Here is a 12,160-nt window from a genome sequence, read left to right as displayed (position 1 = left end):
CATGAGCATCTTGCCCACCCGCTCGACCCTTGCGTCCGCGCTGCGCTCCCCCGTCCTGTTCTCCGTCGCGGCCACCCTCCTGATCGGCGTGCTCCTCCTCGCCGCCACCGGGGCCGACCCGTTCACCGCGTACGGGGCCGTGCTGAGCGGCTCCCTCGGACCCGACGGGATCGGAGCCACGCTGACCACCGGCACCAGCGTCCTGGGCATGGCCCTCGCGCTGGCCGTGCCGCTCCGCGCCGGACTGATCAACCTGGGCGGCGACGGACAGTTGGTGCTGGGCGGCCTGGCCGCCACCGTCACCGGCCTCTACGCACCACTGCCCGCGCCGCTCACCGTCGCGGTGTCCCTCCTCGCCGGGATGGCGGCCGGAGCCGCGTACGCCGTGCTCGCCGCCGTGTGTGAGACCCGCCTCGGGGTTCCGCTCCTGGTGAGCAGCCTGCTCCTGTCCTATCCGGCGGTCTCCTTCGCCTCCTACCTGGCGCGGTATCCGCTGAAGGAGCCCGGTTCCGGCCTGCCGCAGACACGACGGCTGCCCGAGGGCGTGGAACTGCCCGCGCTCGGGTCGACCACGGTGACCGCCGGCCTGCTCCTCGTCGTCGCCGCGGCCGGTGTCCACTTCTTCGTCGACTCGCGCACCAGCGCCGGGTACGAGGTCCGGATGACCGGCCTGGGTCCGCGCTTCGCGGCGTACGCGGGAGTCGACCGGGGGCGGCTGACACTGCGGCTGATGGGTGCCTCCGGCGCCGTCTCGGGTCTGGTGGGAGCGATCGGGGTGCTGAGCTTCCCGCACCGGTTCATCGACGGCGCGCTCACCGCCCCCGGCTACACGTGGACCGGACTCACGGCGGCGCTGCTCGCCGCCGCGGCCCCGGCCGGCACCGTGCTCGCGGCCCTCTTCTTCACGGTCCTGCAGGTGGGAGGCCTGAGCATGGAGCGGGCCACCGAGGTCCCGCGCGAGCTGACGCAGGTGCTCCAGGCCCTGGTCATCGTCCTGCTCGCCTCCAGGTCGCGGATGACCCGGCGCGCCGGGCGACGCAAGGGCGGGACCGGGACGTATGACGAGACCAACGACGAGACCAACGGCGGGACCAACGGCGGGACCAACGGTGAGAACAGCGACGAGAGCAACGACGTGCACACGAACGAGAACGTGAAGGTCGCCTGATGTCCCTCGAAACCGACCTCTTCCTCTCGGTGCTGCGCGCGCTCACCCCGATCCTGCTCGCCGCGCTCGGCGGGGCGATCTGCGAGCGGGCCGGCGTCTTCAACATCGGCCTCGAGGGCATGATGCTGATCGGCTGTTTCAGCGCGGTCACCACGAGCTGGTTCACCGGCAGTCCGTGGCTCGGAGTGCTCGCGGCAGCGCTTGCCGCCGCCGCCTACTCCCTGATCCTGGCCGTGGGCGCCGTGACCCTGCGCGGTGACGCGGTGGTGCTGGGCGTGGCCATGAACCTCCTCGCCCTCGGACTCACCGGCTTTCTGCTGCGTACGGTCTTCGGGGTGCGGGGCACCTTCGACGACCCCGCCCTGTCCGGACTCCCCCTGATCGGCGGGCAGTCACCACTCGCCTACCTGTCCTGGGTCGCGGTCGCGCTCACCGCCTTCACCCTGTCCCGCCACGTGTGGGGGCTGAGGCTGCGCGGGGTCGGCGAAGCGCCCGAGGCCGCGGCGGCACTGGGGGTGAGTCCCGTCAAGTACCGCTACGGCGCGGTCCTGGCCGCCGGGACGCTGCGCGGTCTGGCCGGGGCCCAACTCGCCCTCGGCAACGTCACCTTGTTCTCCGAGAACATGACCGCGGGCCGCGGCTGGATCGCGGTGGTGGCGGTCATGCTCGGCCGCGCCGCCCCCGTCGGCGTACTGCTGTCGGCCCTGCTGTTCGCCGTCGCCGAAGCGGTCGGCTTCCGCCTGCAAGGCCTCGGCCTCCCGCAGCAGGCCACGGACGCGGCGCCGTACGCCGTCACGCTCGCGGCCCTCTTCCTGACGACGGCGGCCCGCCGCCGTGCCACCCGTACGAGAACCGGAGCTGTCGCATGACCCAGGACCTGCTGCCCCTCACCCGCATCCCCCGCACCGGCCTGCCGGGCTCCGCGCTGGTCGTCGGCGACCCTGCGCGGGCCGAAGCCGTCGCGGGATTGCTCGAGGACGCGAAAGAGGTGTCCCACCACCGCGAGTACCGCGTGTTCAGCGGTGGTTGGCGAGGTATCCCGGTGACGGTCGCCTCCCACGGGGTCGGCGGACCCGGCGCGATCCTGCTCTTCCAGGAGCTGGCCGACGCGGGCGTGCGCACCCTGATCAGATTCGGGACCGCGGGGGCGATCCGCCCCGGAATCGCCGACGGGGACCTGGTGATCGCCGAGGCGGCGGTACGCGATGACGGCGTGACCGGTCAGTTGCTGCCGCCGGAGTATCCCGCGGTGTCCGCACCGGAGGCGGTACTGGCGCTGCAGCGGGCGGCCGCCGAGGCGGGAGTACCCCACCACCGGGGCATCGTCTGGACGCGCGCCGCCTTCCAGCCGGGGCTCGTTCCCTTCCCGGCGTACGAGAAGGCCGGTGTCGCCGCGATCGAGATGGAGCTCTCCGCGCTGCTGGTGACGGCTTCGCTGCGCGGGCTGACCGCGGGCGGAGTGCTGGTGGTGGACGGGGCGAACGCCGACGACCTGGTCGACGAGGAGGCGACCGGCGGATACGACCCGCACCGTGAGGTGGTCGCGGCCGGGGTCGCGAGGGGCAGCGTCGTGGCCCTGGAGGCGCTGCGGCTGCTCGCCGAAGACGGGCAGTGAGCGCGGGTTCGGCCGCCGGGTGAGGTGGGACCCGAAACGCCGGTGCGGCGGCGGTCCGGGAGGACCGCCGCCGCACCGGCAGGGCGTGTGCTACTTGGTGGCGCCGAGGCCGGCGTCGGAGACCTCGGGCTGGCCGGCGGCCTTGAGGACCTTGTTCAGGAGCGTCAGGTCGTAGATGCCGCCCAGGTCGGGCTTCTCGATGAGCTTGGCCTTGACGGCCCACTCGGACTGGGTCTTGAGCGTTGCGGCGAGCGGGTCGTTGGTGATGAGGATGCTGGGCCACGCGGGGTCGATGACCTTGGCGTCGAGCGGCTTGCCGCCCTCGGCCGCGAGCTTGGCGTTGGCGGAGGCCTTGGCCTTGTCCGGGTTGGCGTTGATCCACTCGTTGGTCTTGACGGTGCCCTTGAGCACGGCCTCGACGACGTCCGGGTGCTCCTTGAGGAACTTCTGCGACACGATGATGTTCGTGATCACGAACTTCTTGTCGGGCCACAGGGCGGTCTCGTCGAGGAGTACGGTGCCGCCTTCGGAGACGAGCTTGGAGGCGGTGGGCTCGGGGACCCAGGCGCCGTCGATCGAGCCGGACTTGAAGGCGTCGGGGGCGACCTTGTTGTCGGTGCGGACGACGGAGACGTCACCCTTGCCGGACTCCGGGTCGACCGTCCAGCCCTTCTCGGCGATCCAGTTGAGGAACGCGACGTCCTGGGTGTTGCCCTTCTGCGGGGTGGCGATCTTCTTGCCCTTGAGGTCGTCCAGGGTCTTGATCTTCGCCGGGTTCACGACCAGTTTGACGCCGCCGGAGGCGGAGCCGGAGATGATCCGCAGGTTGGAGCCCTTGGACTTCACGTAGGCGTTGATCGACGGGGAGGGGCCGATGAAGCCGATGTCGAGAGAGCCGCCGTTGAGGGCTTCGATCTCGGAGGGGCCCGCGTTGAAGGACTGCGGCTTGATCGCGGTGGCGCCGAGCTCCTTGGCGATCAGGCCTTCCTGAAGACCGACCAGCGCGGTGGCGTGGGTCAGGTTCGGGAAGTAGCCGATGCGGACCTCGGAGGCCGACAGCTTCGTGCCGGCGTCGGCGGCGGTGCTCGCCTTGGGAGCGTCGTCCTTCTTGGCCTCGGAGCCGTAGCCGCAGGCGGTGAGCAGCAGGGGGAGCGCAGCGGTCAGGGCTATGGCACGCAGGGCGGTGATCGGTCTGGCGGCAGACACGGAAGTGTCCTTTCACGGACGGCCGGGGAGGCACGGAGGGAATGACGGAGATGTGAAGCGTGGGGACGAAGCGGTACGCGGACGGCGACGCGGAGCCGTCGGTACGCGCGGCAGTCGCACCCGGTCGGGCGGCGGGATCGCCGTCGCTCGAACGTGCGGGTGGCGATGTCGGCCGAGGGGTCGAGCCTGCCGGCGGCGAGGGGCTGCTCAGTGCCCCGGCGGTGCTCCGCGCGGGGTACCGGGCCCCATGGCCGGTGTCAGGAAGGCTGACAGATGGCGCTGGAGGTACGGACCAGGTCGATGTGCCGGCGGGAGGTCAGGGACAGGATCCGGCTGGCGCGTCGCAGTGTCTGCACGGCCACCTCACCCCCTGATTCCTAGTTTTCCCACCTGGTTGGTAGGCATATTGGCAGACAGAAAGCCGCACCCCAAGAGAATGACCACATGTTGGACAGTTTGATCTCTACATGTGAGAAATCGCAGGTGGGGCGGGGTGGGGTGAGGGTTAGGGATTGGTCCAGGCGTCAGGGGCGCGGGATAGGGCGGACACGGCGGGCGGCAGGTCGGACGACGCGACGTCCGCGAGCGTCACGCCGTCGAGGATCTCGCGCACGTTGGCCCGCAGCGCGATCCACAGGGGGAGAAGAGCCTCGGCGGGGCCGGTGTACGCCAGGTCGGGGGGACGAACCCCGCGCACCGAGACGAGCGGTCCGTCCACGACGCGGATGACGTCCGCGATGCTGATGGACCCGGCGGGCTTGGCCAGCCAGTAGCCGCCGTTGCCGCCGCGCTGGCTCAGCACGAGACCGCCTCGGCGCATGTCGTTCAGGATGCCCTCGAGGAACTTGTGCGGGATGTCCTGGGCATCGGCGATGGCCTCGGCCTTCAGCAGCCCGTCATCCTGCGACGCGGCAAGCTGAAGTGCGGCACGTACCGCGTAGTCCGCCCTGGCTGAGATCCGCATGCGGCCATTATCCCGTATGCGCGCGTCCGGCGTCCGCCGCGGGTGCGCCGCCGGCCGCGGGGCGGGTACGAGCGCCCGCCCCGCGGCCGGGGACCCGTACCCCGCACGGGTGCCTCGTGTCAGTGGAAGGCCTCCGCCACCGCACGGTGGGAGCCGTTGAGGTAGTGCTCGCCGATGGAGCGCAGACGGTGCGCGGCAGGGTGGTGGGCCGTCAGGACGCGGGCGTTGCGCCAGAAGCGGTCCAGGCCGGGAGCGTCGGCGAGTTCCAGCACGCGCGCCGTGACGTGCAGGGCGGCCTTGGACGTCACCGTCTCGGCCGTGGCGACCAGGGCGGCGATGCCGGCCGGTTCCTCGGCGTCGAGCTGCGCGCCCCTCTCGAGGGCCTGCGCCATCACCTCGGTCGCCCGGTCGACCACGGCGGTGGCCGTCTGGGCGGCGGAGGCGAGTTCCCCGTACGTCAGGAAGAGGTCCGGGTCCGCACCGGGCAGTCGGTATGCGTGACCGCCCCTGCTGAGGTCGCGCGCTTCGGTGAGGGCGCCCTCGACGATGCCGAGGCCCACGTGGCACAGGGCGAGCCGGAGCGCCGGATCGGCCAGTGCGGTGAAGGGGGCGGTCGGCTCCTCGTCGTACGGGCGGCGGCCCAGTACCTGACCGGGCGTCACGGTGGCCCGGTCGAAGGCCACTTCGCCGGCGCCGCCCACGCGCTGCCCGAGGCGGTCGTGGGCGGGTTCGATGGTCATGCGCGGAACGCCGGGTGGGATCCGTACGACCAGGACGTCACCGGTCACCCCGCAGACGGCGTCGACCACGATCTGGTCGGCGATGGACACCGCCGTGTCCACGAAACGGTGCCCGTTCAGCACGTAGCCGGTGTTGCGGGGCTGCAGCGTGAGGTCCGGCCCGCCGGCGTCCTCGTCGGGTGCCGCGGTGCGGATGGCGCCGGTCCACAGCCACTGCTCGCGCACCGACTGCTCTTCGAGGGCGGTCGCGTGGTGATGGCTCGCGTAGAAGCGTCCGCTCCACGCGTGCACGTAGTGGCGGGCGAGTACGTCGCCGACGGAGCTGTCCGCCGTGGAGAGCTTCCGGATGACGGTGCATCCGGTGCGCCAGTCCGCTCCCCGGCCCGGCCCGGGCGGGGTGAGGGCGGCCGGCAGGCCGGCCTCCCGCAGCCGGGCCACCTCGTCGGTCGGCGGCCTGCCCGCCCGGTCGCGGAAGATGGCGTCCGCGGCGAGATCGTCCGCCACGTCGCGGGCGGTACGCAGGAGTGCCGCCCGGCGCTGCTCGTCGGTGGGCCGGCGGCCGACGGTGCTCGGTGTCGTCGGCATGGGAGTCACCGACACGCCCGGGCATCGCCGCGTGGCGCTGGGGCTGGGCGGACAGCGGTGCCATGAGGGGCGGCGGTGGTCATGTCGGCTACTCCGGAAAGTCGTTGGGCGTGTCGGCCGGTTGCTCGCTAGGTGGAGCGGGAGGCGCTCGGACCGGGCTTCACCGTATCCCCACCTTTCCCATCGGATTGATAGGGATACTTGTCCGAAGCGGTCTTCCAGGCAAGTGTGTGACCGTATGGCGGACAGTCCCGTCTCTACATGAGAGATGACGCAGGGTCGGGAGGCGTCATTTCCCATGCGATCAGTAGGAAAGTGTTGACGCGGGCACGTGGAGCACCCCACGATGTGACCATGTCCCCGTCGCAGCCGTTGCTCGTACGCCGCAGGCACGTTGACTTCCGTCTCGTGGCCAGCGCCGTCTGCCGACCCTTCTGAGGCTTCTCCGACAGGGCATTTCCACGTCGCGCGCAGGCGTTCCGGCCGCCGCTCCTCTCCGTACGCCTTCTCCTCGTGGCGGCGGTTCTCCTGGCGCCGGGCTCGCTAGCCTTCCCGCTGAGCCGCTGGGGTCCGCCGTGTGTACGGCGTGCCCGCCCTCCCGGCCCGCCCCGCCGGATCCGTCATGGATCCGCCACGCCCGGTCGTGGCCGAACGCCCGGCATCCGCAGTCCACTCCGAGCAGCCGAAGGGGCTCATCGTGACCACCGCACTTCCCGCACACGCCATCCGCCGTTCCCCTGCCCCCCGACTCCAGCTGGTCGGTGACCACCCGGCCGTCGTACCCGCCCACGGAACGGACGGCGGCCGCGTCGGGTACCTCGTGTTCCTGCCGGCGGACGTGGACCCGGTGGCGCTGATGAGATCGCACGGTGTGCGCCCGGAGATTCGTCCCCTCGAGCTCGGGGCGCCGCAGGCTCCCGATCCGGAACCGGCCCCCCGCTCCGGGCCCGTCCGCTCCGACGATGCCATCCAGGTCGATCGGGAACGTCGGCTGGTCGAGGTCGACGGGCGCGAACTGGAGCTGACCTACCTGGAGTTCGACCTCCTGTCCCACTTCGTGGCGCACCCGCACACGGTTCACACGCGGGACGCGCTCATCTCGGGCATCTGGGGTTACGGGCACGTCGGCGACGGCCGCACCGTCGACGTCCACGTGGCCCGGCTGCGCCGCAAGCTCGGCCCCGCCTATCGGGGCCGCATCTCCACGGTGCGGAGCGTGGGCTACAAGTACGTGCCCGACCACCAGTAGGGAGGCGACCTACTCGCCCCGTCGGGCCGTCACCAGGAGGTACTCCCAGTCCATGGCTCCGTCGGCGAGGTGCCGCGCGGCCAGGTCGTCGAGGGCCGCGTCGAGGGCGGACACCCGCTCGGGGTCCTCGGACACGAAGCGGTACGTGGCGATGGTCGGCCCGTAGCGGGCCTTGAAGTACTCCCGGAACTCCTCCGGCCGCCCGAACCGGTCCACGCGCAGCGTCTGCCGTCGTGCGTCGAAGTCGCTCACCCGGTCCCCGAGCAGGGTGCGCACGTGTTCCGGGTCGCCCCACAGGGGCGGCGGCTGGACACCGGGAGGCGGCGGTGGAGCGTAGGGCCGCATCGTGGCGAACATCTGCCCGATGAACCCCTCGGGAGTCCAGTTGATCAGCCCGATGGTGCCGCCCGGCCGGCAGACCCGGACCAGTTCGTCCGCCGTCTCCTGGTGGTGCGGGGCGAACATGACGCCGACGCAGGACATCACCGTGTCGAACTCGCCGTCCGCGAAGGGCAGGGCCTCCGCGTCCGCTTCCCGCCAGTCCAGCCGGGCGCCGTGCGTCTCCGCGAGCCGGCGGCCGGCTTCGAGGAGCTCGGGCGTGAGGTCGGAGGCGATGACCTCGGCGCCGAGGAGGGCCGCGGGGATGGAGGCGTTCCCGGACCCCGCCGCGACATCGAGGACGCGGTCACCCTGGCGGATGCCGCAGGCCCGTACCAGCTCGCCACCCAGCTCGTGGACGACGTTCGATGCCACGGAGGGGTAATCACCCAGGGCCCACATCGCGCGGTGCTTCGCCTTCAGGGCGTCGGGGGGTGCGTTTTCGTTGCTCATGTCCCTATGACTAGCGTCTGGGCAGGCCCCGGGGAGGACGACGCTGCGGACGGGTACCCCGCATGGCGGCGGCCACTGGAGGGAGTTCAGGGAGTTCAGGGAGTTCGGTGGGTTCGGTGGGTTCAGGGAGTGGGCGGTGGGGGCGGTGGGGACATCGCCCACCGGATCGTCCCTGTCAGGGCGTGCCCCGACAGGGATACGCAGGTCTCCACCGGCCCGGTCGCGGGGCGCAGGCCGAGCATGCCCGGGGCCCAAGGGGGCAGCAGGGCGATCGCGTTCGCGGCGAGCAGGGCGTACGGGACCCGGGCGGGCCAGGGCAGCGGCGGATGGCGGAGCAGGAAGCGAGCTGCGTCTAGGGCTTCGGGCGTGGCCCGCAACTCAGGCCGGTACCGGGCCAGAAGGGACAGCAGTGATGCCCGGTCGCGTGGTGGGTCCACCACGCCCAGAGCCGTCGCCACCCGCGCGGTGTCCGCGACGTAGGCGTCGTATCCGGCCGCGTCGAGCGGGTGCGCTCCGAAGCGCTCGTGTGCGCGCAGGAAGCTGTCGACCTCCGCGGCGTGCACCCAGCCCAGGAGGTGGGGATCGGCCGCGCGATAGGGATCGCCCGCCGCCGTGGTGCCCCTGCCCCGTTCGTGGACCGATCGGACCCTGTCGACGGCGAGCTGTGCGTCCTGAGCCGTGCCGTAGGTGGTGACGGCGAGAAAGGTACTGGTGCGCTGGAGCCGGCCCCACGGGTCGCCGCGGAAGTCGGAGTGCGCCGCCACGGCGGTCATGGCGAGCGGATGCAGGGACTGGAGCAGGAGGGCGCTGAGCCCTCCGATGAACATCGAGGCGTCGCCGTGGACCGTGCGGATGGGACGGTCGGGGCCGAACCACCGGGGTCCGGGCGCGGTGTGGATCCGTGCCCGGTTGGCGGGGCCGGACGGTCCCGCCAACCGGCTGAACAGCGTCGAGCCGAGCCGGGCCCGCAGGTTCCGGCCTCCGGCGGATGGCTTGTCCATGCTGGTGTCCTGCCCGCCCGGTGCCCGGTTCAACGCTCCTTGCCGGTGGCGCGGCTGAGCGCTCCCGGCCGCCATGCCGTCGGGCCGATGTCCCGGACGAGGGCCGGTACCAGGAGCGACCGGACGACGAGGGTGTCGAGGAGCACGCCGAAGGCCACGATGAAGGCGATCTGGAGCATGAACGCCAGCGGGATGACGCCGAGCGCGGCGAACGTGGCGGCGAGGACGACACCCGCGGAGGTGATCACGCCGCCGGTGGCCACCAGTCCTCTCAGCACCCCCTGGCGGGTGCCGTGCAGAAGGGATTCCTCGCGGACCCGGGTCATCAGGAAGATGTTGTAGTCGACCCCGAGGGCCACCAGGAAGACGAAGCCGTACAGCGGGACGGAATAGTCGGTGCCGCTGAACCCGAGGAGCTGCTGGAACACGATCGCGGAGATGCCCAGGGTCGCGACGAAGCTGAGGGCGACGGTGGCGACGAGGAGCACGGGCATCAGCACCGAGCGCAGCAGTCCGGCGAGGATGATCAGGATGATCACGAGCACGACGGGGATGATGAGCTTGCGGTCGTTCTCGGCGGTGCGCTGGGTGTCGTACTGCTGTGCGCTGTAGCCGCCGACGATCGCGTGGGCGTCCGGTACGGAGTGGACCGCCTGGCGCAGTCGTACGACGGTCTGCTGCGCCGACCTGCTGTCCGCGGGTGCTTCGAGCGTGGCGTTGAGACGGACCCTCCCGTCCGCCACGAGCGGGGGGCCGCCCGCCGGACCCGGTGCGGTGAGGGGGGTGACGCCGTCGACGCCTTCGGTCTGCTCGGCCGCCCGCTTGACCTGCTCGATCCGGTCGGCGTCCGCGATCACGACGGCCGGGTTGCCCGATCCGCCGGGGAAGTGCTCGCTCAGGGTCTGCTGGGCGGCCACCGACGGGGCGTCGTTCACGAAGATCTCCTCCAGCGGCACGCCCTTGGCGTTGAGCGTGGGGGCGAAGGCGGCGCAGGCCAGGAGGACGGCGAGGCTGAGGGCCCAGACCTTGCGCGGGGCACGGTCCACCAGGGCCGCCACGGACTTCCAGATGCCGTGGCCGGTGCTGTCTTCGGCGGTGTGGCCGATCTTGGCGGGCCAGTAGGCTGCGCGGCCGAGCAGGACGAGGGCGGCGGGCAGGAAGGTGAGGGTGCTCAGCACCGCACACACGATGCCGATGGCCCCCACGGGACCGAGGGCGCGGTTGTTGGTGAGGTCGCTCAGGAGCAGGGCGAGCAGGCCGAGCGCGACGGTGCCCGCGCTCGCCGTGATGGGGCCGACCGACCGCCGCAGGGCCGCCCGTACCGCGGCGAACCGGTCCGATCGGGCCTGGAGCTCCTCGCGGAAGCGCGCCGTGAGCAGAAGGGCGTAGTCGGTGGCCGCGCCGATCACGAGGATCGAGAGGATGCCCTGCACCTGCCCGTCGACGCGGACGATGCCCCGGTCGGCGAGTACGTAGACGTTTCCGCAGGCGAGTCCCAGGGAGAAGACGGCCCCGACGATGATCACCAGGGGGAGCAGCAGGCTGCGGTAGACCAGCAGGAGGATCAGCAGGACGGCGGCGAGGGCAACTCCCAGCAGGAGTCCGTCGATCCCGGCGAAGGCGTCGGCGAGATCGGCCTGGCTCGCCGCGGGGCCGGCCACCTGCGCGACGGTCCCGGGGACCGTCGCCGCGGCCGCCGAGATCTCCTCCAGGGCGCGGGGCAGCTCCTCTCCGAGGTCGGGCTCGAGCTGTACGACGCCTTGGAGCGCCTGCCCGTCGGCGGAGAGGACGGCGGGGGAAGACGGGCCGGCGGTGAGGCCGTCGTCGCCGAGACCGCCGTCACCGAGACCGCCGTCACCGAGACCGGCCAAGGCCCGTGTGGCGGCGTCCTGTTGCTGGGGACCCAGCTTGCCGCCCGGCGTCTTCGCGGTCCACACCACGACCGCGGGCAGGCTCTCGTTCTGCTTGAAGGCCTTCTGCGCCTCGACGACCCGGGTGGATTCCGAGCTGCGGGGCAGGAAGGCCGTCTGATCGTTGGTGGCCACCTCGCCGAGCTTGCCCGCGTACGGGCCCAGTCCGCCTCCGACGAGAAGCCAGGCGACGAGCAGGACGACGGGGATCAGCCATCGGGTGGACCGTGAAGAGGCGGACATGGCGCTCCTGTGGATCTATCTCAACGGTTAACAATCTCAATGATTGAGATAGATTAGCGGTGACGGCACCACGGCGGTCAGGAGGGCCACCGCTGCTTGCGCGTACACCGGTTCTTCTCCGGGAATGGCCGGTGCGGATGCAGATACGGATGCAGATGTGGATGCAGATGTGGATGCGGATGTGGGGATGTCGGCCGGCCGGGCCGAGGATTCAGCGCCCCGGAGCCCGCAGGTCGCCGAGTTCCTCGTTCATGGCGGTGAGGAACCTCAGGGCGATCGCGAGTTCCTCCTCGCTGAACCGGTGACGGGCGCTGTCGGTGGCCTCGGCCAGGGGCATGAAGGACGAGCGGGCCGCTGCCCTGCCCCGCTCCGCGTAGCGGATGTGGATGACGCGGCGGTCCGCGCTCTCCCTGGATCGGGTGATGTGGCCGGCGCGCTCCAGCCTGTCGAGGCAGGCCGTGACGGCGCCCGAGGTGAGGCCGAGGTGCTCGCGCAGCCGGCCGGGGGTGAGGGGTGCGGCGCTGTCGAGGATGACGGACAGGGCCTGGACGTCCGTGGGGTGCAGCCCCTGATCGTGCGCGAATCCGTGCACCAGGCGGTTGACCTCCCCGTTCAGCCGCCTCAATTGCATGGCGAACGCGTGCAGGC

At 71.6% G+C, this 12,160-nt stretch carries 12 protein-coding genes; 4 read left to right on the top strand and 8 right to left on the bottom strand.

Going from position 1 to position 12,160, the window contains the following annotated elements; all coding sequences use genetic code 11:
* The first annotated feature begins 1 nt into the window (after window position 1).
* Genes ACODT5_RS07200 through ACODT5_RS07190 form a run of 3 tightly spaced genes read left to right on the top strand, consistent with a single transcriptional unit; the run spans window position 2 to window position 2,783 of the window.
* Window positions 2-1,168, top strand: a complete 1,167-nt coding sequence (locus ACODT5_RS07200) for an ABC transporter permease (protein WP_422518343.1) — start codon at window positions 2-4, stop codon at window positions 1,166-1,168.
* Window positions 1,168-2,037, top strand: a complete 870-nt coding sequence (locus ACODT5_RS07195; RefSeq protein ID WP_422518342.1) for an ABC transporter permease — start codon at window positions 1,168-1,170, stop codon at window positions 2,035-2,037. Before ACODT5_RS07200 ends, ACODT5_RS07195 begins: the two co-directional genes overlap by 1 nt.
* Window positions 2,034-2,783, top strand: coding sequence for a nucleoside phosphorylase (locus ACODT5_RS07190; protein WP_422518341.1), 750 nt, complete (start codon window positions 2,034-2,036; stop codon window positions 2,781-2,783). Before ACODT5_RS07195 ends, ACODT5_RS07190 begins: the two co-directional genes overlap by 4 nt.
* 90 nt (window positions 2,784-2,873) lie before the next feature.
* Here the strand turns inward: ACODT5_RS07190 and ACODT5_RS07185 are convergent, their stop codons facing one another.
* The 4 genes from ACODT5_RS07185 to ACODT5_RS07170 form a co-directional block, all read right to left on the bottom strand.
* The gene (locus tag ACODT5_RS07185; RefSeq protein WP_422518340.1) at window positions 2,874-3,989 is read right to left on the bottom strand and encodes an aliphatic sulfonate ABC transporter substrate-binding protein; all 1,116 of its coding nucleotides are present in this window, start codon (window positions 3,987-3,989) and stop codon (window positions 2,874-2,876) included.
* 257 nt (window positions 3,990-4,246) lie between these two features.
* Entirely contained in the window at window positions 4,247-4,345 is a 99-nt protein-coding gene (locus tag ACODT5_RS07180) for a putative leader peptide (protein WP_422518339.1), read from the bottom strand.
* Between the two features lie 149 nt (window positions 4,346-4,494).
* Window positions 4,495-4,953: an RrF2 family transcriptional regulator gene (locus tag ACODT5_RS07175; protein ID WP_422518338.1), complete on the bottom strand. Its 459-nt coding sequence runs from the start codon at window positions 4,951-4,953 to the stop codon at window positions 4,495-4,497.
* 119 nt (window positions 4,954-5,072) lie between these two features.
* The gene (locus ACODT5_RS07170; RefSeq protein ID WP_422518337.1) at window positions 5,073-6,278 is read right to left on the bottom strand and encodes an acyl-CoA dehydrogenase family protein; all 1,206 of its coding nucleotides are present in this window, start codon (window positions 6,276-6,278) and stop codon (window positions 5,073-5,075) included.
* 697 nt (window positions 6,279-6,975) lie between these two features.
* Here ACODT5_RS07170 and ACODT5_RS07165 point away from each other — a divergent pair.
* Window positions 6,976-7,527, top strand: a complete 552-nt coding sequence (locus ACODT5_RS07165) for a winged helix-turn-helix domain-containing protein (RefSeq protein ID WP_422518336.1) — start codon at window positions 6,976-6,978, stop codon at window positions 7,525-7,527.
* Between the two features lie 9 nt (window positions 7,528-7,536).
* Here ACODT5_RS07165 and ACODT5_RS07160 read toward each other — a convergent pair whose 3' ends face one another.
* The 4 genes from ACODT5_RS07160 to ACODT5_RS07145 form a co-directional block, all read right to left on the bottom strand.
* Window positions 7,537-8,358, bottom strand: coding sequence for a class I SAM-dependent methyltransferase (locus tag ACODT5_RS07160; RefSeq protein WP_422518335.1), 822 nt, complete (start codon window positions 8,356-8,358; stop codon window positions 7,537-7,539).
* Between the two features lie 122 nt (window positions 8,359-8,480).
* A complete protein-coding gene (locus ACODT5_RS07155; RefSeq protein ID WP_422518334.1) occupies window positions 8,481-9,359 on the bottom strand; it encodes an oxygenase MpaB family protein in 879 nt (292 codons plus the stop codon).
* Window positions 9,360-9,388: 29 nt separating this feature from the next.
* Entirely contained in the window at window positions 9,389-11,512 is a 2,124-nt protein-coding gene (locus ACODT5_RS07150; protein ID WP_422518333.1) for an MMPL family transporter, read from the bottom strand.
* A 211-nt stretch (window positions 11,513-11,723) separates the two neighbouring features.
* Window positions 11,724-12,143, bottom strand: a complete 420-nt coding sequence (locus ACODT5_RS07145) for a MarR family winged helix-turn-helix transcriptional regulator (protein ID WP_422519579.1) — start codon at window positions 12,141-12,143, stop codon at window positions 11,724-11,726.
* Window positions 12,144-12,160 lie beyond the last annotated feature (17 nt).

Source organism: Streptomyces tatrensis, from assembly GCF_049310065.1.
GTDB lineage: Bacteria > Actinomycetota > Actinomycetes > Streptomycetales > Streptomycetaceae > Streptomyces.
Note: the sequence above shows the minus strand (reverse complement) of the source record. Positions and strands in the feature narration are given on the sequence as shown.

Coding starts and splice junctions, on each gene's coding strand:
- ACODT5_RS07200 (WP_422518343.1), top strand. CDS start 2: ATGAGCATCTTGCCCACCCGCTCGACCCTTGCGTCCGCGCTGCGCTCC.
- ACODT5_RS07195 (WP_422518342.1), top strand. CDS start 1,168: ATGTCCCTCGAAACCGACCTCTTCCTCTCGGTGCTGCGCGCGCTCACC.
- ACODT5_RS07190 (WP_422518341.1), top strand. CDS start 2,034: ATGACCCAGGACCTGCTGCCCCTCACCCGCATCCCCCGCACCGGCCTG.
- ACODT5_RS07175 (WP_422518338.1), bottom strand. CDS start 4,953: ATGCGGATCTCAGCCAGGGCGGACTACGCGGTACGTGCCGCACTTCAG.
- ACODT5_RS07170 (WP_422518337.1), bottom strand. CDS start 6,278: ATGCCGACGACACCGAGCACCGTCGGCCGCCGGCCCACCGACGAGCAG.
- ACODT5_RS07160 (WP_422518335.1), bottom strand. CDS start 8,358: ATGAGCAACGAAAACGCACCCCCCGACGCCCTGAAGGCGAAGCACCGC.
- ACODT5_RS07155 (WP_422518334.1), bottom strand. CDS start 9,359: ATGGACAAGCCATCCGCCGGAGGCCGGAACCTGCGGGCCCGGCTCGGC.
- ACODT5_RS07150 (WP_422518333.1), bottom strand. CDS start 11,512: ATGTCCGCCTCTTCACGGTCCACCCGATGGCTGATCCCCGTCGTCCTG.
- ACODT5_RS07145 (WP_422519579.1), bottom strand. CDS start 12,143: ATGCAATTGAGGCGGCTGAACGGGGAGGTCAACCGCCTGGTGCACGGA.